Consider the following 24,438-nt stretch of genomic DNA (forward strand, 5'->3'; position numbering starts at 1 on the left):
CCAGCACTAGAAAAACAACTACTATCTTCTGACGAAGAAAATGAATTTTGCTAGGTGGCTCTTTTTTCATTGGAATAAATTTTTTCCAGCTACACAGAGATACACAGTGCTGATTATTTTTTTAAATACCCGCACCATCTAGAAACTGCTGTATTGCTTTATCTCTTAGGCTACACACAGGAGCTTTTTCTAATAGTTCGGCTTCCTGACAAGCTACAGAACCTGCCAATACAGGAGTTTTTGTATTTGAAGAATGAATACCCTGAAGATTTTGTATTTGTTCTTCGAGCAACTCAATTCGATTTACTAAAGCGCGAATTACTTCAGCTTCGGAGTCTGGCAGGTTATTGTGTTCTAATGGGGCAACTCTAACTCCAGAACGATACACAATACGACCAGGTACTCCTACCACAGTGCAGTCAGATGGGACATCCCTGAGGACAACTGAACCCGCGCCAATGCGGACATTATTGCCAATTTGGATATTTCCCAGAACTTTTGCTCCCGCGCCGACTACAACATTTTCACCCAATGTAGGATGCCGCTTACCACATTGTTTACCAGTTCCCCCAAGGGTGACACCTTGATAAATTAGCGCATAGTCTCCCACGATCGCAGTTTCACCAATTACTACACCCATGCCGTGGTCGATGAATACACCATACCCAATTGTTGCACCTGGGTGAATTTCAATTCCAGTCAAAAACCGAGCCAAGTGAGAAATCAGGCGTGGGATAAAGGGAAGACCAACATGATGAAGCCAGTGAGCCAGCCTATGCAATAATAGGGCTTGCAAACCAGGGTAACAAAATAAAACTTCTAACCAGTTACGGGCAGCCGGGTCACGTTCAAATATGATACGAAAGTCAGCACTCAGAGTAGATAGCACGAGATAGTACCCTCGGAAAGCACAACAAGCTACTATCCCATATTATCGTCTCCGGTGTTGCACAAAAATAGGGCATGGGGCATAGGGCATCGGAAAGATGTGAGGTGTAGGAGTATGGGGAAGAAATCTTTGCTCCCCATTCCCCAATCCCTAGTCACCAGTCCTCAGTCCCCATCACTGCTGCTCCACTGTTAGAGTATAATCACGCTTCATCCCAGGATTGAATGTGCCTACCCAAATTCTATAAATGCCTTTTTTCCAATTGCGATCGCTAATGCTAGCATCTTTACTTTTGCCAGTGTCATCACCACAGCGGATTGTGGCTTTATCTGGCCCTTGGATAAGTAAAGTCGTATCGTTGTTGTTGCTCTCAATCTGTACTGTCAACTGGGAAAAGTCATTTTCCAAATTCATAATGTGATCTGGATTCGGATCGGCAAAACCGATACAGGCTTTCTGTTCGCGATCGCGGTTACTAATAGCAGACAATGAGTAAGAACCACCTGTAAATCCCTGCACTTTTCCTTGTGCTGGATTGAAGTTTGTTGACAGCGCAAAAGTACCAAAGTTTGCTGTTTCTGCTATTACTGGGGTAGCTGCTAAGGCAGTAACTATAGCTAACAGCCAGCCGCCACAATACTGAGGTCGGGGGCAACGGTATTTCATAGTAGCCCTCCAACAGGCTTGGAAAATAGTAGTTATATATACATATTGTAGTTAATAAATTACAGTAAATTTTCTGTTAGATGTGCCACATTCAAATGTGCCACAATTGATGTCTTTAAACGCACGCGGGTAATTGCTAGTTTGTATCTTGTTCTAAACAGTACTTACACTTTTTAAAATGAAAGAAAGTGCAGAAAATAAAAGAATTTTTAACCTTCTGCACTTTGAGTTTGTGTGAAGATTTCAGGAATTATTTAGTTGAAAAAACACACTGCCTTTGAGCGCTCCTGTGTTAGTTCCGTAACTACTAACTGTGAGCGATCGTAGATGATTAAAAAACGGTTTTCCTAAAACTTCCACTAATTTGAGAATTGGAATTTCACGCTCTAAAAAATCCTGACTTTTTGTCCAATCAAGATAGATATAGCCTTCGTTAGGTTGAGGAATCGCAGCAATACTATCTTGAAAGTTAGGATTTTTAATTAATGAATTTTCTTTGGTTGTGAAAATCTCATCCATTGTCTCAAGATCGGAGGTAAAAATTTCATAATTGCCTACAGTTGTATGCGCTCCCCGGACTTTTGCCTCAATGGTGAATGATGCTCGGTTTTTGTCATTGGTTTTTTTACTAGCTGTAGTTAACTCTGTCCAAGCATAAATTTTTTGGTTGTCTATAGTCACAGGACTGATGGTGAGTCCATTAGATGAAGCGATGACATCTAAACGCCCTACGCCTTGTTCTACATCTTCCGATTTCTCCGCTACAAGAATCCAATGAGGGGTTGTTTGCTCTTGAGGTAACAATGCTATGGCATATTCTCCCTGTACCCAACTGAAAATATCCTTTGGCAAATTTATTCCCCAGCGTTTTTGAGCATCGTCCAAAGGTTTTAGCAACCGAGAAACCACATCTTCTTGAGAACCATATATAGTTGCTGTTGCTTGTTTCCAAAGTTTGGCCACATTGCTATTACCCAAATTACTCAAATTTGAGCCGGAAACTGCTAAACCTGCTGATGATGGAATATATTGCAATGCTCCTACAGGTTTAGTTAGTGGCGGCGATGGGGAAACAATTTCTGATAAAGTCACAAAGGCGGTTTCTGCTAGCAATCCTTTGGGCTTAAATAATAGAGAAATGATTTCGCTGTTATATGTTTGTTCTGCTAATTCTAACCCTTGCCATTTTGCCACGATGGGAAGATTTAAGAAAGCTACAGCTATGCTACCTTTAGCTAATTCTTTAGTAGCTTTTTGGTATTCAGAGGAGCTAGTCAAATTCAAATCGGGAGCTTGGACGTTATTGATAGCCTCTCGCAGCACTTTGGGATCGTTAGCAAACAACACAAAACCTTGACCAACTACGGCACCAGCTAAATTATTTTGGATTTTGGATTGTGGATTTTGGATTTTATTTTCTGCGATCGCTTGCTGAGTGTCAGAAATTAGCTTTATGCCTTTGTATTCTTCAACATTTAAGTTTGCCCCAGCTAAGGCTCGTTTGGAAAATAACAACTCGACAAACTCGCGGGTTTTTTCCGGTTCCTTGGTTGCAAGTGCCAAAAGATACCCTGGCTGCTGTCCATTTTCTGGGTCGCGATCGATATCTAGGGTAGTGACAGCCAGTGTAATTTCGTTACCTAGCCAGGGTTTAATATCTTGTTGATAATCGATGTCACTCTTCGCCAAGAAACTATTTTTGAGTTTAGATAGTTCCCCTTCACGCTCAAACGCTTGCAAACTCTCAGGATTTGTCAGTAATGAAACTATCACAGGGGAAAGTTTCGATACGAATATTGTTGCACCAGGCTGGGAAGTAGGGGCAATGAGGCTAGCCGGATTTTTAGGAAAAAACCAGTAGAAGCCAGCGATCGCTAAGACTGCGATCGCACCAGCTACAATAAAACCGATAAATGGGCGTTGTCTATTCACATTAAGCCTATTAAAAAAGATAGTTCACAGCCATTTAAGCAGAAACCCTAGCCCATTGATGAAGACGACGCAAAGAGGGGTTAAACGGGACGCCCAGGAACATAAATCAGCAAAAACGCTAAGAATGCAAATTTCTCTATCTGCCCATACCTCATATTGCAATATTCGTGCATTCTTTGATCGCCGCGTCAGAGCGTCTTCCTTCCCCGTGTCCTCTTGAGAATCAATGCTCATGCCAAGGCAGAGATTTTCTGTCAACATAAGTAAATTACAATTGTCCACAACAATCTCATGACAGAGAACTCTTTTAGTCAGCCCATTGTTCACATTAGTGTAGAGGAACTGGCACAACGTCTGGCTTCAGGCGATCCGAGCATACAGCTAGTAGATGTACGGGAACCCCAAGAATTGGCGATCGCTAAAATTGAGGGCTTTGTTAATTTACCTCTAAGTGAATTTCCTGAATGGGGAGATCAAGTACCCACTCTCTTCAATCCCCAAGCTGAAACCCTTGTGCTGTGTCACCACGGTATCCGTTCTGCCCAGATGTGTCAGTGGTTAATTGCTCAAGGATTCACCAATGTGCAAAATATTTCCGGCGGTATTGATGCCTACTCTAAATTAGTAGACTCTTCAATTCCCCAGTATTAACTTTTGAACTTATGGATTACTTCAGATGGGACTTACTCTTCCATCTGGCTTTTGCTATTGTAAAATCAGTTGTCAATTAATTTGGGGGTTTTCTGGGGAAGCTTAGGACTTTATATTGAGTAGATATTTGTCGAGTTTTTAAGTCCTATTATATCAGGTTCGCCATAAAAATACGTATTTGATAATACTGTTCACAATATATAGTTGTGCAAAAATACGGTTATAAAGCTATGAACTTGTAGATTAAGATAGTCGCTCTTTATAGCAAAAAATAAAACTATGTTTGCAGGATTTCAACCGTATTGTACGCAGATTTCAAAATTGTTTATCACAATATGATTGTATAATCTATTAAATTAATTAATTATTAATAATCTTTTTTTAGGATCGAATCCTCAAATTTTTTCCAAGTTTGATTAAAATTTGCACTCAGCAAAGCATACCCTATGGAAGTCCAGTTGACAAATCGACAACAGCATATACTTTGGGCGACGGTACGTCACTACATTGCCACGGCAGAGCCTGTTGGTTCAAAGACTTTGGTCGAGGAGTACGATTTGGGTGTTAGCTCAGCAACAATTCGCAATATCATGGGTGTTTTAGAAAAGTCTGGGTTTCTTTACCAACCTCACACTTCTGCCGGACGAGTACCTTCAGACTCAGGATATCGCATTTATGTTGACCAGCTAATTCAACCTTCTCTACGTTCGCGCAGCGTGTCGCAGACAGACGCTCTTGCTAGCTTGCTTCCACGAAGTGGTACGGAAAGTTTAGCAAAAGAAGTAGAGTTGGCACTGCAAAAACGCCTACATTGGGAAGATTGGAGTTTAGAAACTTTACTCCAAGGAGCTGCACAAATTTTAGCAACCTTGAGTGGCTGCATTAGCTTGATTACCATGCCTCAAACCACTACAGCGCTAGTGCGACATCTACAATTAGTGCAAATTGAAGCCGGAAAAATCATGCTGATTGTAGTGACTGATGGTTATGAAACGCATTCCAAGTTGATGGATTTGTCGCCAGCATCAGAGGAAACGCAACCCGAACCAGAAGTAATAGATCGTGAATTGCAAATTGTTTCTAACTTTTTGAATAGTCACTTACGAGGGCGGAGTCTGTTGGAATTAGCCTCTCTCGACTGGAGTCAATTAGATCGAGAATTCCAACGTTACGGCGAATTTCTCAAAACTTCAGTTGCGGAATTAACTCGCCGCACTCTTGCGCCGACTGCAACACAAATTATGGTAAGAGGAGTTGCAGAAGTTTTGCGTCAGCCAGAATTTTCGCAGTTACAGCAAGTGCAAACAATTATCCACCTGCTGGAAGAAGAACAAGACCAGCTATGGCGATTAATATTTGAGGAACCAGAGCCAGAAGATTTAGGTAAATCAAAGGTAACGGTTCGCATTGGTGCAGAAAATCCCCTAGAACCGATACGCACTTGTAGCTTGATTTCTTCCACCTATCGCCGAGGCTCAGTACCAGTAGGAAGTGTAGGAGTTTTGGGGCCGACGCGACTAGATTATGAAAGTGCGATCGCTGTTGTAGCTGCTGCTGCTGATTACCTTTCAGAAGCTTTCAGTTAAATTACACAGATTATGGTCAGAAAACTTGCCTTTGGGCTACTCTGGTTGGGATTGATTGTTTATGGATTTTTTCTCTCTCCTCCTCAACAACCCGGCACATTCGAGCTGATTAAAAACCTTTCTCTTGCTCAATGGCAAGGTATTAATCCATTAATAATAGCCCTATTCAACCTCATGGGCGTTTGGCCCATCATTTACAGCGCAGTATTGTTTATTGATGGTAGAGGGCAAAAAATACCTGCTTGGCTATTTGCGATCGCTTCTTTTGCGGTTGGTGCTTTTGCCATATTGCCCTATTTAGCTCTTAGGGAACCAAATCAGAAGTTTGTTGGTAAAAAGAATACTTTCCTCAAGCTGCTAGATTCTCGTGTAACTGCTTTTGTTCTCACCGTAGCTGCCGTTATTCTAGTTGGCTATGGTTTTACAGGAGCAGACTGGACAAATTTTATCCAACAGTGGCAAACTAACCGCTTCATCCACGTAATGAGCCTAGATTTCTGTCTACTTTGCCTATTATTTCCCACATTAGTAACGGATGATATGGCGCGTCGTGGTTGGGAAAATCGCCAAATACTTTGGGTAACAGCGTTAGTACCCTTATTCGGCCCATTGATTTACCTAAGTATGCGTCCCTCTCTACCAGAAGTTGGCGCACAGACCATACCCACTAAGCAACTAACGCCGAATGAAACAACCGATAACACAATTTAAGGGTTTCTATTATCTAAATATTGCTTAATATTAATGAGAGTGTATAATCTTATTCTTCCTAAGCCTTATTACTGATAAATTCTCAATAACAACCAAATTTTAGCAACAATCCTCAGATTTGAATTATCAAGTACTTCTGGCAATTCAGGGTTCAAGATACCTACAAAACAAGCTTGACGACAAATGCCATTGTCCTGTGTAACCATAGCTTGTGCCTTTTCGGCTGCCGTTTATGCCAATTGTTTCAAATCTGGTAACACGTCAGTTTCTGTGTCTTCTGTATCCGTGCGTCAGAGTGTAATCATCATCTAGCTATTTATTAAGCGGCTATTATTATAAATTTAGCATTTAGGTTAGGACGTAAGCTAATCGTCAAACCCTTATACCAACAGAACTTAAAGCCTGTTGGCTGTTACACATAGTACTTGCGCGAAGCTTGCAATTTTTCAGTACGGTGGAGGTGCGTGAATTCTAAGAAAAAATTTTTTCTCAAAATACTTTACAAAACTCAATATTAGATTTAAGATATGTAACAAGGTAGTCAAATCTACCTGATTCATTCGGTAAAAACAACCGCACTTATAAAACCATGACAGCAACCATTCAACGTCGCGAAAGCGCCAACGTATGGGAGCGGTTTGCAAACTGGATCACCAGCACCAACAACCGCCTCTACATCGGCTGGTTCGGCGTATTAATGATCCCCACCTTGCTAGCCGCCACCGCCTGCTTCGTAATCGCCTTCATCGCAGCACCTCCAGTAGACATCGATGGTATCCGTGAGCCAGTAGCAGGTTCCTTACTCTACGGAAACAACATCATCTCAGGTGCAGTAGTACCTTCCTCCAACGCCATTGGTTTACACTTCTACCCAATTTGGGAAGCAGCATCTCTTGATGAGTGGCTGTACAACGGTGGTCCTTACCAATTGGTAATTTTCCACTTCCTGATTGGCGTATTCTGCTACTTAGGTCGTGAGTGGGAACTATCCTACCGCTTGGGAATGCGTCCTTGGATCTGCCTAGCCTTCTCTGCACCAGTAGCAGCAGCAACCGCAGTATTCTTGATCTACCCCATCGGACAAGGTTCCTTCTCTGATGGTATGCCCTTGGGTATTTCTGGAACCTTCAACTTCATGATCGTGTTCCAAGCAGAACACAACATCTTGATGCACCCCTTCCACATGTTAGGTGTAGCTGGTGTATTCGGTGGTAGCTTGTTCAGTGCAATGCACGGTTCTCTAGTAACTTCTTCCTTGGTTCGTGAAACAACCGAAAGCGAATCTCAAAACTACGGTTACAAGTTCGGTCAAGAAGAAGAAACCTACAACATCGTTGCTGCTCACGGTTACTTCGGTCGCTTGATTTTCCAATACGCATCTTTCAACAACAGCCGTTCCTTGCACTTCTTCTTAGCTGCATGGCCTGTAATCGGCATCTGGTTCACCGCCTTGGGTGTAAGCACAATGGCGTTCAACCTCAACGGTTTCAACTTCAACCAGTCCATCATTGACTCTCAAGGTCGTGTAATCAATACCTGGGCTGACATCATCAACCGCGCTAACTTGGGTATGGAAGTAATGCACGAGCGTAACGCTCACAACTTCCCCTTAGACTTGGCTGCTTCTGATGTTGCTCCTGTTGCTTTAACCGCTCCTGCTATCAACGGTTAATCATCAAGTCTAGTTAAATCAAAAACGCTCTCTGGAAACAGAGGGCGTTTTTGTTGATTTTGTTAATTTAAAAAGTTTCTTTTGCAAAAACTCCAACACCATTTTGGATTTTAGATTTCTAGAGTGAAGATAAAGTGCGCTAGCGATCTAAAATTACACTGTGAATCGGCAAACAAGAAGCAAATAAGTTCCGTGTATGAAGCGTCAAAGCTCTATTTTTTCATTGATTTTAGTATTATTGGCCACATTTCTCATAAGTTGTGGCGGGCCTGGTGTCGCAGTTGCACCTCCAACGTACACTGCAACCCAAATTGGGGAAATTAAGGAATACGTTCCTGAAATTCAAGCTGTACGCGATCGCTCACAAGAGTTGAAATCCTTGATCCAAAAACAAGATTGGATCAATGTGAGCAACTTTATACACGGCCCGATAACAGAAGCAAGGTTGAACTTGACTTATGTCACTCCCCACCTTCTACCCAAAGACCAAAACACAGCACGTCAAATAACGCGAGATTTATTTAACCACTTGGTTAAAGTTAATCAAGCCGCCTCCTCTAGTAACGCTCAACTTGCATTGAGTAACTCCGAAGCTGCTTTTGCAGATATTGACAAATTTCTCCAGCTGCTTCCTGAGGAAAGCACTCAATAGAAGCAAGTTAAGGTGGGTATAAGGGGATGGGAAGATGGGGAGATAGGGAGAGAATTTTACCCCACCACCCTACCACCCCACCACCCCATCCTTCATCTCCCCATTTCATCTCAAACAAGCAATGAGTCATATAGTCATCATCGGTTGTGGTGTAGTTGGGGCTGCGATCGCTTATGAACTCAGTCAAGTAAAAGGGCTGAAAATCACAGTTTTCGACCGACAACCACCAGCACAAGCTTCTACGGGTGCTGCACTTGGTGTTTTGATGGGCGCAATTAGTCAAAAAATCAAGGGTAAAGCTTGGCAAATGCGACAAACAAGCATCCAACGCTATGAAACTTTGATTCCAGAATTAGAGGCTTTAACAAATCGTAAAATCCCTTTTAACAGCCAAGGAATTCTCATGCTGTTGTCCGATCCCACCGAGGAAATTTCAGTGTGGGAAAAGTTAGCAGAAACTCGCCACTCTCAAGGCTGGCAATTAGAGATTTGGGATACTGCTCAACTCAAGAATATCTGTCCTCAGGTGGATTGCGAAAAAATTACTGGCGCGATTTATTCTCCCCAAGACCGTCAACTCGATCCAACTGCACTGACATTAGCTTTAGTTGAGGCTGCTGGGCATAATGGTGTAACTTTCAAATTTGGCGTCGCTGTTTTGGATAGTCAAACCTCAACATCTGAATCTTCGCTCAAATGTTGCGATTGCCTTGAAACTACAGAAGGAAAAATAGCGGCTGATTGGTTTGTAGTTGCAGCAGGATTAGGTTCAACACCACTCACGGCAAAATTAAACCAGCAGATTGATATCCGCCCAGTGTTAGGACAGGCGTTACAAGTACGTGTAGGACACCCGTTAGGTAATCCCGACTTCCAACCAGCGATTACAGGTAATGATGTTCATATTGTTCCTGTGGGGCGTGGAGATTATTGGCTGGGCGCAACAGTGGAATTTCCCACCAATGGCGATGAGATACCACCGAATCAACAACTGCTGGAATCTGTAAGAGAACAAGCGATCGCATTTTGCCCAGAACTAGCTACAGCAAGTATTCTCCGCACTTGGTCTGGGTTACGCCCTCGTCCTGAAGGACGCCCAGCCCCAGTCATTGGTAAGTTGCCAGGATTTAGTAACGTCCTGTTAGCTACAGGACACTATCGCAACGGCGTTTTATTAGCTCCTGCCACAGCATATGCAATTCGTGAGATGATTATTCCTCAGGAAGCGGGGAATGGGGCATGAGGGAGATGGGGGAGATGGGGAGAGAATTTACCTGACCACCTCATCACTCCTAACTCCTCAGTCAACAGTCTCAATGCCCAATGCCCCATGCCCTATGCCCAATCTATAAGAAAAATAGCGTGTCAATAACAGAACATAAGATAACTGTAAATTCACTCGAATGGTTTTATCGTGAATCTTTACCAATTGGCAGAACTGACTTAACACCAGTATTGTTGCTACACGGCTTAGTTTCACAAAGTTACAGTTGGCGTCATATTATACCTGCTTTAGCGAATCAAGGTACGAGAGCGATCGCCCCAGATTGGATTGGTTATGGCTTTTCTGCAAAACCAGAAAAACGAGATTTTGCTTACACTCCTAATGCTTTTATTACAGCTTTAGAAGGATTTATCAAAGCACTAGAACTCGAACATTTTTCTTTAGTTGTACAAGGCTTTTTAGGTTCTGTAGGATTACAATATGCTTTGCGCCACCCAGAACAAATTGCTAATTTAGCTATCTTAAATACACCAATTTCAAGGACTGCAAAATTACCTTGGAAAATTAAACAAATGGGTTTACCTTTGGCTGGTGAAGTCATGACCCAAGACCCACTGTTAGTTGACCGGACACTAGAAGGTGGTAGCCGTTATCGCATTGAAGATCGCGATTTAGATGTCTATCGAAAACCATTTTTAACAACTTCTGCTTCTGGCCGAAGTTTGTTAGCAAGTATCCGCAATTTACAACTTGATTTAGCAATGACAGAAATCGAATCTGGGTTTAAAGAATGGCAACAGCCAATTCTCATCCAATGGGGTACTATTGACCCTTGGTTATCTGTAGAGATTGCAGAAAATTTTGCCAATTCCGTATCCAATGCAGAATTAATAAAACTTAATAACGTCGGACATTATCCTCAAGAACATTACCATGAGACTATTTTAGAAGACCTTTTACCCTTTCTGCGTCGTAAAGAGGCTCATTGAGAATATACCTCAGGCAAAAATCGATAATATAAAAATGAATGTCAAAATTCAGAACTCAGAAGCCAGAATTCAAAATCAATTAGTGGAAAATTCCATATGACCACTAATTGTACTTCACTCAATAGAAGATTGAGTGGCAAAACTTGTCCATCCTTTCCAAGAGGAGTATTCTGAATTCTGAATTCTGAATTATGGCTCCTTTTTATGACCACTAAAAATGCATTACAACCACACTGATGGAGATTAGAATTCATGGCTTATTCATGGTTTAAAGCATTTCATATTGTCGGGTTTGTAGTTTGGTTTGCTGGTTTGTTCTACCTGGTACGTCTTTTTATTTATCACGTTGAAGCGAACCAAGAACCTGAACCAGCGCGAACCATACTGAAAAATCAGTATCAAATTATGGAAAAGCGCCTCTACCATATCATCACTAACCCAGGCATGTTTGTGACGATCGCAATGGCCATTGGTTTAATAAGCACTGAACCAGAAGTGTTAAAGGAAGGCTGGTTGCATATAAAACTGCTGTTTGTAGCCATTTTAATAGGCTATCATCATTACTGCGCTCGTCTGATCAAGAAGTTAGCAGCAGATCAATGTGCCTGGAGTAGTCAGCAATTACGGGCATTAAATGAAGCACCGACAGTTATGTTGGTAGCGATCGTATTACTGGCTATATTTAAAAATAATCTACCAACAGATATAGCTGCCTGGGGTATTTTTGGCATGATTATTTTGATGGCAGTTACTATTCAACTTTATGCCAAAAAACGTAGGCAGGATAAAGAGAAGTTGACGGCACCAATAGGACAAATTCCACAAGAACAAAGTTAAAGAGCAATTTAATAATTCGTAATTCGTATACGAATTACGAATTAACGTCTGATGTGAATTATCCAAATCAACGAAATATCAATAATTATGCGTCCTGTAAAGACGTTGCGTTGCAACGTCTTTACTTTACAAGGATAAATCAACGGTTTTAGCGTCTAATCGACATAATGCGTAATTATTAATTACGAATTATTTTAATAAATCATCCCCTGGGATGATTGTAGTGTAAAAGACATAATTTTTATTAGCTACATAGCGACGGTCTTGTTTAATTATCGACATAAACTCTCGATGTCCCTCACGCCTACGTCCTACTAAACAACCTGCACTCGCATTCTTGATATCATTTACAGGAGCATCATATCCGTAGTGTTGATTTACCAAGAAAAGACCTGTATCTAGTTTGTCACCAGTCCGTTGAAAATCTTTATTAAAATCTCGGTGAACGGTGATAGGTGCAACTTGGATTAATGCTTCGTGAGGTTCTGAATTGCCGTGTATGCCAACAGACCAAGCTTTGTATTGCCCAAATTTAATTCTGGCTGCACCTCCGGGATTCATCGGGTTATAAGTATAGCGGCTGCCTGGTTCTGTAGTGGCTTGCCAGTGATTTACAATTTTAGGAACACCGTCTACTACTTCAATCACAATACGGCGATCGTTAAATTGGTTTGGTGTATCGCTGTTGAGAGTCCAGTCTTCATTGACTCCTTCTAAATAAACAATGTTGTATTCTTTGGCATTAGTAGATACCTGATAATTTTTTGCCTGCATGTATTTGATAATCTTGCTAGCAACGTCATTACCAAGTTTTAAGGCGGGTTTAGGAAGTTCCTCTGGCTTAGTTTCAATTAGTTCTTTGGCGGTGACTGGGCCTAAATAGTCAGTTTCCCCAATTTTCATTAATTCTTGAAATTTTTTCAGGGCTGCGGCAGATACTGGCCCAAATTTATCGTCGGCTGGAGGGTCGAGTAAACCCAAGCCTATTAATAGTATTTGAATCTGACGAGTTAATTCTGGATCTTTGGCGATCGCCTCGAATCCCCATTTTTCATCTTTTCCTAAAAAATCTTGTAGTTTCATTATGCACCTGCATTCATTGACTTACTTCTAAGTATAAACATCATTTTCAGGATTGGTCTTGTTTGAAACTATACTTTTGTAATTAATATAAAGTTAAATTTTTTACTATTAATTTATGATTTACGCACAAAAATTTATATAATTTTACTTAAATCAAAATTGTATAGTGTTTAAAGATTTATACTTAATCATCATTGACTTTACAAAAAGATAGAAATAAACTTCAGACTAGTTTGCCAAGCATAAAATATCAAAAAGTTTTGTATTAAAAAATAATTTTTCGTATAAAAAGTTGCCACTTAATATATAAGTAAGGTAACTTTGTCATAACTAAAAAAGTCAAAGTTATTTTTAGGTATTTAATAATATGGCAAATAAAATACTACTTAGTCTGCTAGATTTAAAACCAGAATATCAGAGGCTTTGGGATAGCTGCGAAATTAGACCAGATAAACTCAGCAGCACTCAAAACTTAGTTGCGAAAATCAGTGCAAATCGTCCCCGTTACGAAGGATTACAACAAAAAATCAATGTACCTTGGTACTTTGTTGCAGTCATCCATAATATGGAATCTTCCCTGAACTTTAACAAACATCTGCATAACGGCGATTCGCTCAAAAAACGCACCGTCAACGAACCATCGGGCAGACCTCTAGCCGACCCCATTAAAGGCTGGCAGGTAGGATACACCTGGGAAGAAAGCGCCATCGATGCTTTGACAATGAAAGAATTCGACCGAGTAAAAGATTGGAGTTTGCCAGCCCAGCTTTGGCAACTAGAAAGATACAACGGTGTTGGTTATAGAAAATACCACCCAGAAGTTCTCACACCTTATTTGTGGTCAGGGACTAACCACTATAGCAAAGGTAAGTATGTAGCTGATGGCAAATGGGATGCGAATGCAGTTTCTGAGCAAATTGGTATAGCAGCTTTGCTAAAAGTTTTAGTAAAAGAAGCAAATATTAACATTCAAGAAGACGTAGCGATCGGGTGAGGGGGATGGGGAGATGGGGAGACGCAAAGAGTGAAGTGTCCCCGGTTCCTCATTAGACATCTCCAGAAATTAAATATGCATTATCCAAAACCCTTGTAGAAACGTAGCAATGCTACGTCTCTACATTATTTTTCATGTCTATTTATTAGGTATCTTGTCCGTCCCAGCAACTAAGGTAGGTGTGGGTATGGTTTTAGTCTGGTAGGCGTTTTTGATCGCAACCCAGTTACTCGCAATTGGCATTCGCCAGCCAGTTCCAAAGGCGCGGTCGGTGATTTTTAAGCCTGGGGGTGCTTGTCGGCGTTTAAATTCTGCACGCGCCACCATTTGAATTACTCGGTTGACAATTACACAATCGTGACCAGCTGCGACAATTTGGGCTGCTGATTGGTGGTCGTGAATCAGGCGTTGTAAGATATCGTCTAAGATTTCATAGGGCGGTAGAGAGTCTTGATCTACTTGACCTGGTTTGAGTTCGGCGCTTGGTGGTTTAGTCAAGACGTTTTGGGGGATAATTTGGCGATCGCGATTTAACCAGTGGCAAAGTGAATAAACGCGGGTTTTGGGAACATCTGCGATTACTGCTAAACCGCCATTCATATCGCCGTAGAGAGTACAGTAACCAACTGCCATTTCTGACTTGTTACCGGTAGACAAGAGAAGATAACCAAACTTGTTAGCGATCGCCATTAATAAATTACCCCGAATCCGGGATTGGATATTCTCTTCTGCTAGTCCAAATTCTGTACCTACAAATAAATCGGCTAAGGTGCGATCGAAGCCTTGCATTAACTGTTCTATTGGTAAAATATCAGTTTTAATTCCTAGATTTGCGGCTAATGCCAAAGCATCGCTAATAGAATGTTCGGAACTATAAGGCGAAGGCATGAGAACACCCAGCACATTTTCTTCACCTAGTGCAGCACTGGCGATCGCTGCTACTAATGCTGAATCAATGCCGCCACTCAGACCCAAAACTACTTTAGAAAAGCGGCACTTACGGGCATAATCTCTGACTCCCAAAACCAAAGCTTGCCATATTTCTTCATCTTCTGACTCATAGGCAGATGCCACAGAACTTAATTGCAAATCTCGCAGTGACTCGTCAAATTCAACCGCCAATAAATCAGCTTCAAAACCACTGGCACGACAGACGATTTCACCTTGGCGATTCAAAGCAAAACTGCGACCATCAAAAATTAAATCATCATTTCCCCCAACCTGGTTAGCATAAATTATTGGTTGTTGAAAACGCACTGCGCTATGCCGGAGCATTGTCTCACGAAACTGTTGCTTGCCCGCAGTATAAGGAGAAGCAGACAAATTAACGATTAAATCTACACCTATAATTGCTAAATCAGCAATGGGATTCACTGTATAACTACGTTTACCCCAGAATTCTTCATCATTCCATAAATCTTCACAAATAGTGACGCCAATATCGAGATTATCTAAAGTGAAATAATTAGCTTGTAAGCCTGGTTCAAAATAGCGACGTTCGTCAAATACATCATAAGTAGGTAAAAGTCGCTTGTGAAAAACTTGCTTGACTTCGCCATTTTCTAACAAAGCAATGCTGTTAAATAAACTTTTCCCACCAGTAATATGTGCTGTCAGATTTTGTTCAACAGTTCCTACTAACACAGCTAAATTTGCTGGTAAATCCTGGGCTAGGTTTTGTAAAGTTATATTCATCGCTTCCACAAAACTAGGATTTAGTAATAAATCTCGTGGTGGATAGCCACATAAAGAAAGTTCTGGTGTTAGTAACAAACGCGCACCAACTGATGCAGCGCGTTGTGCCGCTTCTAGGATTTGTTGGGCATTTCCTACTAAATCACCAATTGTCGGATTAATTTGAGCGATCGCAATTTTCATATTAGTTATTAATTATTGGGCATTGGGCATGGGGCATTGGGCATTGGGCATGGAAATATGAGAAAGAATAATAACTCTTCACTCCTCACTCCTCATTAAATAAACACCAAAGGTTTATCTTTTAATGGGGCAAAAGCTTCGGCATCAAACTTATACAAACTAGCTGGACGACCAGCACCACGGGAGACTTTAATTCCGGTATCGGATAAAAAACCTAACTTTAGTAAACGTGCCCGAAAATTAGAATAATCCGAAAAATTGTCACCTAAAACTGTGGTGTATAACTGATATAAATCATTTAAAGTGAACATTTCTGGTAAGACTTCAAAAGCCACTGGACTGTACTCCAATTTATTTCGCAAGCGCCTATGTCCATAGGTCAAAATTTCATTGTGATCGAAAGCTAATTGTGGGACTTGTTTAACGGGATACCAAGCTATGCCCGCGACGCGATCGGCAATTAATTCAGCTTCTTCAAATCGCACAAGGGCAAAATAACTAACTGATAGATAACGCACACCATAGCTATCAGTTGCTTCCCGTGGGTCGCGATTCGGGCCTCCAAAGGTATAAAGTTGTTCCAAATAAAGGTTGTTGACCTTGATTTTCTCTGCCATAATGCGATAGGCGGCATCTTCTAAAGACTCTCCCGGACGCACTAAAGTACCGGGAAGACTCCAATGATTTAAAAATGGTTCTTGCTGCCGCATTACTAACAGAACTAACAGCCGATTTTGTGCAGTATCTACAGAAAAAATTACATTATCAACACCAACCTTGAAATCGGCCAAAGGTTGTTGATTTACCGAAGTTGAAATCTTTTTTTGCTGGCGTCCTGGCATTTGTATAAATGCTCTCGATTAATATAAGCAACTACAGGGGCAGTCAGGGCTTGAGAATCTCCATGTTCGCGGTAGGCTGTTGAGGAAATATCTAGACCAGTTAGACTAGCGATCGCAATTTTGCCTCCCAAGTTTTGCACTATTTCTAAACTAGACTCATCTATTGCATACCTGGGTCGCGGCACAATCAATAGTTGCACTTCCTGTAACAAATCTTCAATGCGATACCAACGTGGTAACTGAGTGAGTAAATCTGAACCAATAACTAATGTTAATTCAACGTTTTCACCCCAACGCAATTTTGCTTTTTCCAGTGTTTCCAGGGTTCTGAAGCTACTCAAGTCTTGTTCCAAAGCAATATTCTGCCGTGGCGCATCGATATCCGCAATCAACAATTGCAGCATTGCCGCCCGATGTTCTAAAGGTGTTTGATGAGACTTAAATGGATTATCCGCCGCCCAAACTGCTACCCAATCATAAATCTCAGACAACCAACTCAAAACTTTCTGATGTCCAGCAGTTGGCGGATCGGCACTCGTTCCAAACAAAGCAATTCTCATAATCTTGTACGATTTTGGATTTTGGATTTTAGATTTTGGATTATGGAAGAGTCACTAAATAAGTTTTTTGGCGATCCATCCATCTATGGCAATCATTTGTTATTACTTTGCGTCCTTTGCGGTAGCCTGCGGCAAGCCGCTGGCGCGTCTACGTTTCTTAGTTTCTTCAGTCAACACCCGTAAACCTTCAGAAATTTCCACTTCTACCGCCACAGGACGATCCAAGCGCCGTGTCTGTTCTGGCAAACTAGCTACTGAGGCAGCAGTACGCTGACGAATTGTTTCCAAAGTCTCTAACGGTTGCACTGGTTGACCCTGCTGGACTACCAACTGCAATAATGGTTGTTCTTCCCAGGAACTTTCACCCAAAAGCCCCAACCTGTCTGCTTTTACCTTACCTCCTGTCAACGAACGAAAAATCTGCTTGCGTCCTGGATAAGTTACCTTACCACTCGATTGTTTCATTACTGGGATGCCATCAATCTCTACCAGTTTGTAAACTCCATTTACAGGAGAACCCGTAACCAATCGCGTCCCCAGTCCGTAACCATCAATTTCTGCCCCAGCGGCTTTGAGTCTGGCAATTTCGTATTCATCCAAGTCACCACTAGCAAAAATTGGTACGCGAGGAAGTAGCGATCGCACCTGTTCTGATAAGGTAACTAAATCTCCTGAGTCCAATCTCACGCCTGTTAGTTGCATTTCCCCGGAATTGACTTTTGCAGCTAAGCCTTCGGCAGCGGCAATGGTATCGTAAGTGTCAATCAACAATGGCGCACCCGGAAAATATCGATGAAATGCACTAAAGGCTTGTTCTTCAGTGCCTTCTATTGCTGACAACGCCATCACCAGGGCGTGTGCCATAGTACCACTCGGCTTTTGTCCCAGTTGTAGTGCTGCTAACACATTGGAAGTAGAATCTAAGCCACCTGCCAAGGCCGCCCGTGCTGCCCACAAAGACGCTTGGGGACTAAAGGCGCGTCTTGTGCCAAATTCTAAAAGTGTCGCTGACTCTCCAGCTATATCCCGCAACCGTGCGGCTTTTGTAGCAATCAAGGTCTGGTAATTAATAGTATTTAAAAGATAAGTTTCCACCAATTGTGCTTGCCAAAGAGGTGCTTCCACCCGTATAAGTGGCTGATTGGCAAACACAGCCGTACCTTCTGGTACTGCCCAAACATCCCCGGTAAACTTGCCTTCGGCTAACAACGACCAAAAGCGATCGCTTACCCCAGCAAAAATTTCCGTCGCCTGTAATGCTGCAATTTGCGATGGACTAAAGCGTAATTTTGCTAAATATTCCAACGCCTGCGCCAAACCCATTGCAATTAAATAACCAAAATTTTCTGGCAAACGTCTGACAGACAACTCAAAACTTGCCCATCGTTGTTCTATACCTTCGCCTGTGTAACAAGCCGCCATTGTCAATTGGTAAAGGTCAGTCAGCAAGCTGTAGTCATCCGCACGCAGGTTTAGTTCCTGGGTTTGCTGTTTATGTACATAGTCCAAATCTGGGAAAGTTGTCATACCAGAGCTGCCTTATCAGAACGCCTCTTTGATTTATGGTAATATTTACCATAAATATTGTCAACTCGTAGCAAATATATTTCCGAAACCGCTGAAAAACCTTGAAATACAAGGCTTATTAATAATAATTTTATCAAAAATTTAACGTTTTTTAATAGTAATAGCTATTAATAGCGCTAATTAGCTGCTGACAAAATTTTTTAGGTTCCAACCCAATCGCCAGTCTCCAGCCTCTATAAAAGCAAGGTTCTTTCCCAGACTGGAGTTGAATAAATAGCTATGTTACAATTAGAATTAAGGAAAAAATTTTGACTTTTTGAAAAGCTAAAGTATTGCAAACTTATCTGAATAAACATTGCATAGATTCTCAATATATTGAGAATTGCCGCTAGTTAACAAAATCAGGATTAAAGTATAGGTATCACAACTAAGTGACTCAGAAATTAGGAGTCCAAATAATATGACTATTTCCAAGATTTCCCAAATGCTTGCTGATGTAACCCAATATATTTATGAAGCTGCAATGCGGATTTTTGGGCCTAATGATGATGCTTATCCTACTATTGGCGTACAACCTTTTACAGGTGAGCCTTATAAGAAAGGTACAGCTGATACTTGGTAGTTACTCATAAGTAGGTAGGTGGAAATTAATGAAAGTTTGTAGTTAGGACTTGAATTTTGCTCATCTGGAATCTAATGAAGAATCGGTTACTACGAACTACGATTTATTTAGTGTTTAAGGATGCCTATCTACTTACATCAAGTTCGGATGAATACTAAATAATAAAATCTAGCTTTTTACCTTAATCGGCCATCAATATCACGTCTCATAGCAATTCGCGAAAATCTTGAGAAATATAGATTTTCCATAGGGGCGCACAGCTAGCTGTGCGCCCCTATCAGTGTAAAGATACAGCCAAGTACTTTTCAAACAACCTCTAAGTTTCATCAGGACTTACGCACAGGTCACGGAAAACGGTAGACGCAAAGCGGCTTGCCGCAGGCTACCACAGAGAACGCAGAGAACACAGAGAAAGGAGGAATAGAGAGACTTTTCGCGTCAGTTTTGGAACATTTTTTTATTTGGAAGTCCGTAAGAGTTAGAGAGGTTTTTTGCGTAAGTCCTATTTCATTTACCGCATTGATTAATCAGGTAGGTTAAAGAATTAATTAGGCGATCGCTTTCCATTGGTAAAATATCCTTGCCATGCATAATCTCTTGAGCAATCACTAAGTGTACTATTGACCCCATTAATACCCATACCATTGCGTCTGGGTCGGGAATATTCAGTTCTGAGTGAGAAGCCAAATATTGACTGATAATTTCACTTCCTGGTTTAGCAATGTAGCGAAAGAGAATCTGAGCTAACTCAGGAAAACGAGCAGATTCCCCAATTAATACTCGCTGAAATGCTTGAAATTCTTTGTCTTCGAGCATCTGCGTCAATGCTTTAGCTAATAACTGCGGTAGTACGATATTGGGTTCCCCTTCTAAGGGTTGTGCGCCAAAAATTAACTCAAACCGCTTTCTTGCTAACTGCTCTATCAGCCCTTTAAAAAGACCCTCTTTATCTTGAAAATGGCTGTAAATTGTGGCTTTAGATACACCTGCTGCTAGTGCAACTCTATCCATACTTGCACCAGCGTAACCATGTGCTAAGAACTCTTGCTTTGACCCTTGTAAAATTTTTTCGATTTTATCACTTGAACTATATCGCTCAATTTCACTAGCTTTTGTACGTGCCATTTTCTAATTATCCTGTATTGTTAATTAATCTGAAAAATAATTCCAAATAAAATTTAAAGTATTGTTTTTTTTCAAAGAATTTGGCAAAACATGAAGGATTAAATAAAACAAACTACAGCGGTGTAAATATTCGTTGTTAAGATTGGGCTGAATTTACCAGGTAGAAAGCATACGTGAAGGAGATTTTAGTTTAATTTATTTTTGTTTACTTAATTTAGTTTTATTGTGCCAACTTACTAAATATTTTTATAAAGCTTTTAGTTTAAGACAAATTGATGGAAGTTTAGATCCGTAATATTGACTAAACTATACGGTTTAGTTTAATATCTTAGAACTAGACGGTTTAGTTTTATTGACCGCTGGTAGAGGGGGCGGTATGGAGCCAAATTTCAAGCTAGAAGAATCACGGTCTTCCCAGAATATTTTTCGCTTGCCTGTGCTGTTAGCAATAATTTCATCTTTGTTGACAGTGGGACTAGGCTTTTATATGGCGCAAAGGTCTCAAAGTACTGTAAATAATCAGGAAGTAACACCAGCAGGCAGGAATCCAGGGATCAAAACAGTCACGGCATTGGGGCGGTTAGAACCAAAGGGAGAGGTAATAAAACTGTCTGCACCTACTTCTAATGAAGGAAATCGTGTTGACAAACTGTTGGTTAACGAAGGGGATAGGGTAAGATTTGGGCAAGTAATTGCAATTATGGATAGTCGCGATCGCTTACAAGCAAGTTTGCGTGAAGCACAAAAACAAGTCGTGGTAGCCAGATATCGTCTTGCCCAAGTCAAAGCAGGAGCAAAACAGGGAGAAATCGGGGCGCGGCAGGCTAGTGTCAGCCGTCTGCAAGCGGAATTAGAAGGAAATATTAGAACTCAGCAAGCGACAATTAATCGCCTAGAGGCTGAACTAAAGGGGCGAAAGCAGGAGTTACAAGCAACAGTAACTCGCTTAGCAGCCGAAAAAAGTAATGCTGAAGCTGATGCCCAACGCTATGAGACGTTATACAAACAGGGGGCAATTTCCAGTCAAGAAGTTGACAGCAGACGCTTGAGTGCAGCAACTACTACTCAGCAGTTAATTGAAAGCCAAGCTACCCAGGCAACAACCATCGCTACCTTAGAACAGCAAATTAACGAAGCCAAAGCCAACCGAGACACAACCATTGCTACCCTAGAACAGCAAATTAAGGAAGCAAAAGCCACCCTCAACCAAACTGCTGAAGTGCGTCCAACAGATGTAGCCATCGCCCAAGCAGAAGTAGACAGCGCTCAAGCCACAGTGGAAAAAATTAGAGTGCAACTAGCACAGGCATACGTTCGAGTTCCTAAATCCGGTCAAATTTTAGAGATTAATACGCGATCGGGAGAAACTGTTGGTGATGATGGGATTGTAGATTTCGGTGAAACTGACCAAATGTATGTAGTAGCAGAAGTCTACCAAAGTGATATCCACAAAGTGCAACCAGGACAGCAGGTGCGGGTAACCAGCGATTCCCTTCCCCAAGAATTAGTAGGAAAAGTAGATTGGATTGGAATGCAGATAAAGCGGCAGAACATCATCAACGCCGATCCTTCTAGCAATATCGATGCCAGAGTAGTAGAAGTCTATGTGCAACTAAATCGAATATCCAGTATTAAAGCTTCTAGCTTCACTAATCTGCAAGTCAAGGCAGTAATTGAATTGTAAAGGGCATTGGGCATTGGGCATTGGGCATTGGGCATTGGGCATGGGTAAGAGGTGTGTCCGGTGTGTCCGGTGTGGGAGGATGGGGAAGAAATCTTTTCCCCCCACACTCCCCATCTCCCCATGCCCCATGCCCCATGCCCCATGCCCCATGCCCCATGCCCCATGCCCCATGCCCCATGCCCCATTCCCCATTCCCCACCTTCCTACTTCAGTAATTATGGGATTGATGAAACAACTGCGTCGGCGAACGCCTTTAGGATGGTTGCAACTGAGTCACGAGAAAGGGCGTTTTTTAGTAGCATTGTCAGGCATTGCCTTTGCTGATATTTTGATGTTCATGCAGCTAGGATTTCAAAATGCTCTGTTTGACAGTAACACTAGGTTACATGGCAGTATGCAGGGAGACATTATGTTAGTCAGTCCCCAGGCACGTAACCTAGCTAATATGTCTACCTTTCCTCGGCGGCGACTTTACCAAACAATGGATATACCGGGGGTAAAGTCAGCAGAAGCAATGTATCTCAACTTTATTGATTGGAAGAATCCCCAAACACGTCAGGAAACAGCAGTATTGGTGATAGGGTTCAATCCCGATCGCCAAATGCTTGATTTACCGGAAGTTAACCGCAACCTAGAGGCGATTAAGCTACCGGATACTGTGTTGTTCGACAGTGCTTCTAGAGGAGATTATACAGAGGCGATCGCCCAAATTGAACAAGGTAAACCAGTCACAACCGAAATAGAGCGGCGAACAATTACTATTAGTGGCTTATTCAAAGTCGGGGCTTCTTTTATTGCTGATGGTAGTCTAATTACTAGCGATCAGAACTTTTTGCGACTATTTCCCAGGCAACAGGCAGGCAGTGTAAGTCTCGGCTTGATTCAACTACAACCAGGCTATGAGCCAGAACAAGTAGCAAAGAACTTAAAATCATACTTAGGGGAAGATGTCAAAGTCCTTACTAAGGAAGAATTTATTGCCTTTGAGAAAGACTATTGGCAGCAAAACACTCCCATCGGTTTTATTTTTAGCTTGGGTGCAATGATGGGGTTTTTGGTAGGCGTAATTATCGTCTATCAAGTTCTCTCTACTGATGTGAACGCCCATACAAAAGAATATGCCACATTCAAAGCAATGGGCTATCGGAATTTTTACTTACTAGGTGTGGTGTTTGAAGAGGCAATAATTCTGGCAGTATTAGGTTTTATCCCAGGTGCCATCGTGCCCTTGGGACTTTACCAACTAACTCGAAATGCTACAAATTTACCTGTATATATGACCTTAGCACGAGCCTTAACGGTACTGGTGCTGACTATGATTATGTGTATGATATCTGGTGCGATCGCCACTCGCAAATTACAGTCCGCCGACCCCGCAGATATGTTTTGAAAATGGGCATGGGGGATTGGGCATTGGGCATAGGAAGAGACAACGAGAATTGGGGACAAGGGGAAAGACTTGTTGCAAATTCTCACCTCTTGTCACCTTCTCGCCATCTGGCCATACCCCATGCCCCAGTCCCTAATCTAAAATTCTTATGCTTCCCGCCATCTGTATTAAAAATCTCGACCATTATTTTGGTCGCGGTCAGCTTCGCAAACAAGTTCTGTTTGATATCAACTTAGAAATTAATGCTGGCGAAATTATTATTATGACAGGGCCATCTGGTTCTGGTAAAACTACCCTGCTGACGTTAGTGGGTGGGTTGCGTTCTGCTCAATCTGGTAGTTTGCAGGTTTTAGGACAAGAACTTTGTGGCGCTAAAGCAGGACAGCTTACCCAAGCGCGACGCAGCAACGGTTATATTTTTCAAGCGCACAATCTCCACGGTAGTTTGACAGCACTGCAAAACGTGAGAATGGGACTGGAACTACACAAGGATATTTCGCCCTCAGAAATGAAAACTCGGTCAGCCCAAATGTTAGGAGAAGTAGGATTAGAGCATCGCCTCAATTATTATCCTGATGATTTATCGGGGGGACAAAAACAAAGAGTAGCGATCGCTCGTGCTTTGGTGAGTCGTCCTAAAATTGTTTTAGCAGATGAACCTACCGCCGCACTTGATAGTAAATCAGGACGAGACGTAGTTAATCTGATGCAAAAATTGGCAAAAGAACAAGGTTGTACAATTCTTTTAGTTACTCATGACAACCGGATTTTAGATATTGGCGATCGCATTATTCACATGGAAGATGGTAAGTTAGTAAGCGATCGTGCTGTTGTGTCAGTCACTTAAGTAACCATCATCAACTGAGTACAGCAGCACGCAAAAATCTACAAAACTGTAAGTAGATTTGCTAAAATTTGTTGAA

24 protein-coding genes are annotated in these 24,438 nt (G+C 41.7%); 13 read left to right on the forward strand and 11 right to left on the reverse strand.

Going from position 1 to position 24,438, the window contains the following annotated elements; genetic code table 11:
• Positions 1–121: 121 nt before the first annotated feature.
• The 3 genes from cysE to H6H03_RS16260 all read right to left on the reverse strand — a co-directional run bounded on the left by cysE (position 122) and on the right by H6H03_RS16260 (position 3,487).
• On the reverse strand, positions 122–889 hold the full coding sequence (gene cysE / locus H6H03_RS16250; protein WP_190956115.1) for a serine O-acetyltransferase: 768 nt from the start codon (positions 887–889) through the stop codon (positions 122–124).
• A 174-nt stretch (positions 890–1,063) separates the two neighbouring features.
• A complete protein-coding gene (locus H6H03_RS16255) occupies positions 1,064–1,555 on the reverse strand; it encodes a hypothetical protein (RefSeq protein ID WP_190956116.1) in 492 nt (163 codons plus the stop codon).
• A 243-nt stretch (positions 1,556–1,798) separates the two neighbouring features.
• Entirely contained in the window at positions 1,799–3,487 is a 1,689-nt protein-coding gene (locus H6H03_RS16260) for a DUF3352 domain-containing protein (RefSeq protein ID WP_190956117.1), read from the reverse strand.
• Positions 3,488–3,778: 291 nt separating this feature from the next.
• Here H6H03_RS16260 and H6H03_RS16265 point away from each other — a divergent pair, with 291 nt between their 5' ends.
• The 5 genes from H6H03_RS16265 (at position 3,779) to psbQ (ending at position 8,759) form a co-directional block, all read left to right on the forward strand.
• A complete protein-coding gene (locus tag H6H03_RS16265; RefSeq protein ID WP_190956118.1) occupies positions 3,779–4,138 on the forward strand; it encodes a rhodanese-like domain-containing protein in 360 nt (119 codons plus the stop codon).
• 446 nt (positions 4,139–4,584) lie between these two features.
• Positions 4,585–5,724, forward strand: a complete 1,140-nt coding sequence (gene hrcA / locus H6H03_RS16270) for a heat-inducible transcriptional repressor HrcA (protein WP_190956119.1) — start codon at positions 4,585–4,587, stop codon at positions 5,722–5,724.
• 12 nt (positions 5,725–5,736) lie between these two features.
• Positions 5,737–6,435: a DUF2834 domain-containing protein gene (locus H6H03_RS16275; protein WP_190956120.1), complete on the forward strand. Its 699-nt coding sequence runs from the start codon at positions 5,737–5,739 to the stop codon at positions 6,433–6,435.
• A 589-nt stretch (positions 6,436–7,024) separates the two neighbouring features.
• A complete protein-coding gene (gene psbA, locus H6H03_RS16280) occupies positions 7,025–8,107 on the forward strand; it encodes a photosystem II q(b) protein (RefSeq protein ID WP_096535943.1) in 1,083 nt (360 codons plus the stop codon).
• 196 nt (positions 8,108–8,303) lie between these two features.
• Positions 8,304–8,759 (forward strand): photosystem II protein PsbQ, encoded by a 456-nt coding sequence (gene psbQ / locus H6H03_RS16285; RefSeq protein ID WP_190956121.1) that lies wholly within the window; start codon positions 8,304–8,306, stop codon positions 8,757–8,759.
• Positions 8,760–8,766: 7 nt separating this feature from the next.
• Here the strand turns inward: psbQ and H6H03_RS41320 are convergent, their stop codons facing one another.
• Complete coding sequence (locus H6H03_RS41320) at positions 8,767–8,889, reverse strand: hypothetical protein (RefSeq protein ID WP_277926154.1); 123 nt, start codon at positions 8,887–8,889, stop codon at positions 8,767–8,769.
• Between H6H03_RS41320 and H6H03_RS16290 the strand changes: the two genes are divergently transcribed.
• The 3 genes from H6H03_RS16290 to hemJ all read left to right on the forward strand — a co-directional run bounded on the left by H6H03_RS16290 (position 8,881) and on the right by hemJ (position 11,810).
• On the forward strand, positions 8,881–10,002 hold the full coding sequence (locus H6H03_RS16290) for an NAD(P)/FAD-dependent oxidoreductase (RefSeq protein WP_190956122.1): 1,122 nt from the start codon (positions 8,881–8,883) through the stop codon (positions 10,000–10,002). The two genes, H6H03_RS41320 and H6H03_RS16290, sit on opposite strands and share 9 nt — an antisense overlap.
• A 119-nt stretch (positions 10,003–10,121) precedes the next feature.
• Positions 10,122–10,973, forward strand: coding sequence for an alpha/beta fold hydrolase (locus H6H03_RS16295; protein ID WP_190956123.1), 852 nt, complete (start codon positions 10,122–10,124; stop codon positions 10,971–10,973).
• A 252-nt stretch (positions 10,974–11,225) separates the two neighbouring features.
• On the forward strand, positions 11,226–11,810 hold the full coding sequence (hemJ, locus tag H6H03_RS16300; protein WP_190956124.1) for a protoporphyrinogen oxidase HemJ: 585 nt from the start codon (positions 11,226–11,228) through the stop codon (positions 11,808–11,810).
• Positions 11,811–11,999: 189 nt separating this feature from the next.
• Here the strand turns inward: hemJ and H6H03_RS16305 are convergent, their stop codons facing one another.
• Complete coding sequence (locus tag H6H03_RS16305; RefSeq protein WP_190956125.1) at positions 12,000–12,893, reverse strand: peptidoglycan-binding domain-containing protein; 894 nt, start codon at positions 12,891–12,893, stop codon at positions 12,000–12,002.
• Between the two features lie 367 nt (positions 12,894–13,260).
• Between H6H03_RS16305 and H6H03_RS16310 the strand changes: the two genes are divergently transcribed.
• Positions 13,261–13,887, forward strand: coding sequence for a hypothetical protein (locus H6H03_RS16310; RefSeq protein WP_190956126.1), 627 nt, complete (start codon positions 13,261–13,263; stop codon positions 13,885–13,887).
• A 138-nt stretch (positions 13,888–14,025) separates the two neighbouring features.
• Here H6H03_RS16310 and H6H03_RS16315 read toward each other — a convergent pair whose 3' ends face one another.
• The 4 genes from H6H03_RS16315 to H6H03_RS16330 all read right to left on the reverse strand — a co-directional run bounded on the left by H6H03_RS16315 (position 14,026) and on the right by H6H03_RS16330 (position 18,694).
• A complete protein-coding gene (locus tag H6H03_RS16315; protein WP_190956127.1) occupies positions 14,026–15,765 on the reverse strand; it encodes an NAD+ synthase in 1,740 nt (579 codons plus the stop codon).
• 95 nt (positions 15,766–15,860) lie between these two features.
• On the reverse strand, positions 15,861–16,607 hold the full coding sequence (locus tag H6H03_RS16320) for an NUDIX hydrolase (protein ID WP_190956128.1): 747 nt from the start codon (positions 16,605–16,607) through the stop codon (positions 15,861–15,863).
• Positions 16,568–17,167 carry a nicotinate-nucleotide adenylyltransferase gene (locus tag H6H03_RS16325; RefSeq protein WP_190956129.1) on the reverse strand — a complete coding sequence of 200 codons (600 nt, stop codon included), beginning with the start codon at positions 17,165–17,167 and terminating at the stop codon, positions 16,568–16,570. The genes H6H03_RS16320 and H6H03_RS16325 overlap by 40 nt, the downstream gene beginning before the upstream one ends.
• 102 nt (positions 17,168–17,269) lie before the next feature.
• Complete coding sequence (locus H6H03_RS16330; RefSeq protein ID WP_190956130.1) at positions 17,270–18,694, reverse strand: nicotinate phosphoribosyltransferase; 1,425 nt, start codon at positions 18,692–18,694, stop codon at positions 17,270–17,272.
• Between the two features lie 460 nt (positions 18,695–19,154).
• Here H6H03_RS16330 and H6H03_RS16335 point away from each other — a divergent pair, with 460 nt between their 5' ends.
• On the forward strand, positions 19,155–19,316 hold the full coding sequence (locus tag H6H03_RS16335; RefSeq protein ID WP_190956131.1) for a hypothetical protein: 162 nt from the start codon (positions 19,155–19,157) through the stop codon (positions 19,314–19,316).
• Between the two features lie 507 nt (positions 19,317–19,823).
• On the opposite strand, the gene H6H03_RS16340 is transcribed toward H6H03_RS16335, so the two are convergent.
• Positions 19,824–20,441, reverse strand: a complete 618-nt coding sequence (locus tag H6H03_RS16340; protein WP_190956132.1) for a TetR/AcrR family transcriptional regulator — start codon at positions 20,439–20,441, stop codon at positions 19,824–19,826.
• A gap of 376 nt (positions 20,442–20,817) precedes the next feature.
• On the opposite strand from H6H03_RS16340, the gene H6H03_RS16345 reads away from it, so the two are divergent.
• Positions 20,818–22,125: a biotin/lipoyl-binding protein gene (locus H6H03_RS16345; RefSeq protein ID WP_190956133.1), complete on the forward strand. Its 1,308-nt coding sequence runs from the start codon at positions 20,818–20,820 to the stop codon at positions 22,123–22,125.
• Here the strand turns inward: H6H03_RS16345 and H6H03_RS16350 are convergent.
• The gene (locus H6H03_RS16350; protein WP_190956134.1) at positions 22,103–22,303 is read right to left on the reverse strand and encodes a hypothetical protein; all 201 of its coding nucleotides are present in this window, start codon (positions 22,301–22,303) and stop codon (positions 22,103–22,105) included. The two genes, H6H03_RS16345 and H6H03_RS16350, sit on opposite strands and share 23 nt — an antisense overlap.
• Before the next feature lie 39 nt (positions 22,304–22,342).
• Between H6H03_RS16350 and devC the strand changes: the two genes are divergently transcribed.
• Together devC and H6H03_RS16360 are read left to right on the forward strand one after the other, a co-directional pair.
• Entirely contained in the window at positions 22,343–23,515 is a 1,173-nt protein-coding gene (devC, locus tag H6H03_RS16355) for an ABC transporter permease DevC (RefSeq protein ID WP_199338965.1), read from the forward strand.
• A gap of 148 nt (positions 23,516–23,663) precedes the next feature.
• Positions 23,664–24,362 carry a DevA family ABC transporter ATP-binding protein gene (locus tag H6H03_RS16360; protein WP_190956135.1) on the forward strand — a complete coding sequence of 233 codons (699 nt, stop codon included), beginning with the start codon at positions 23,664–23,666 and terminating at the stop codon, positions 24,360–24,362.
• Positions 24,363–24,438 lie beyond the last annotated feature (76 nt).

The organism is Nostoc paludosum FACHB-159 (assembly GCF_014698835.1).
Taxonomy (GTDB): Bacteria; Cyanobacteriota; Cyanobacteriia; order Cyanobacteriales; family Nostocaceae; genus Nostoc; species Nostoc paludosum.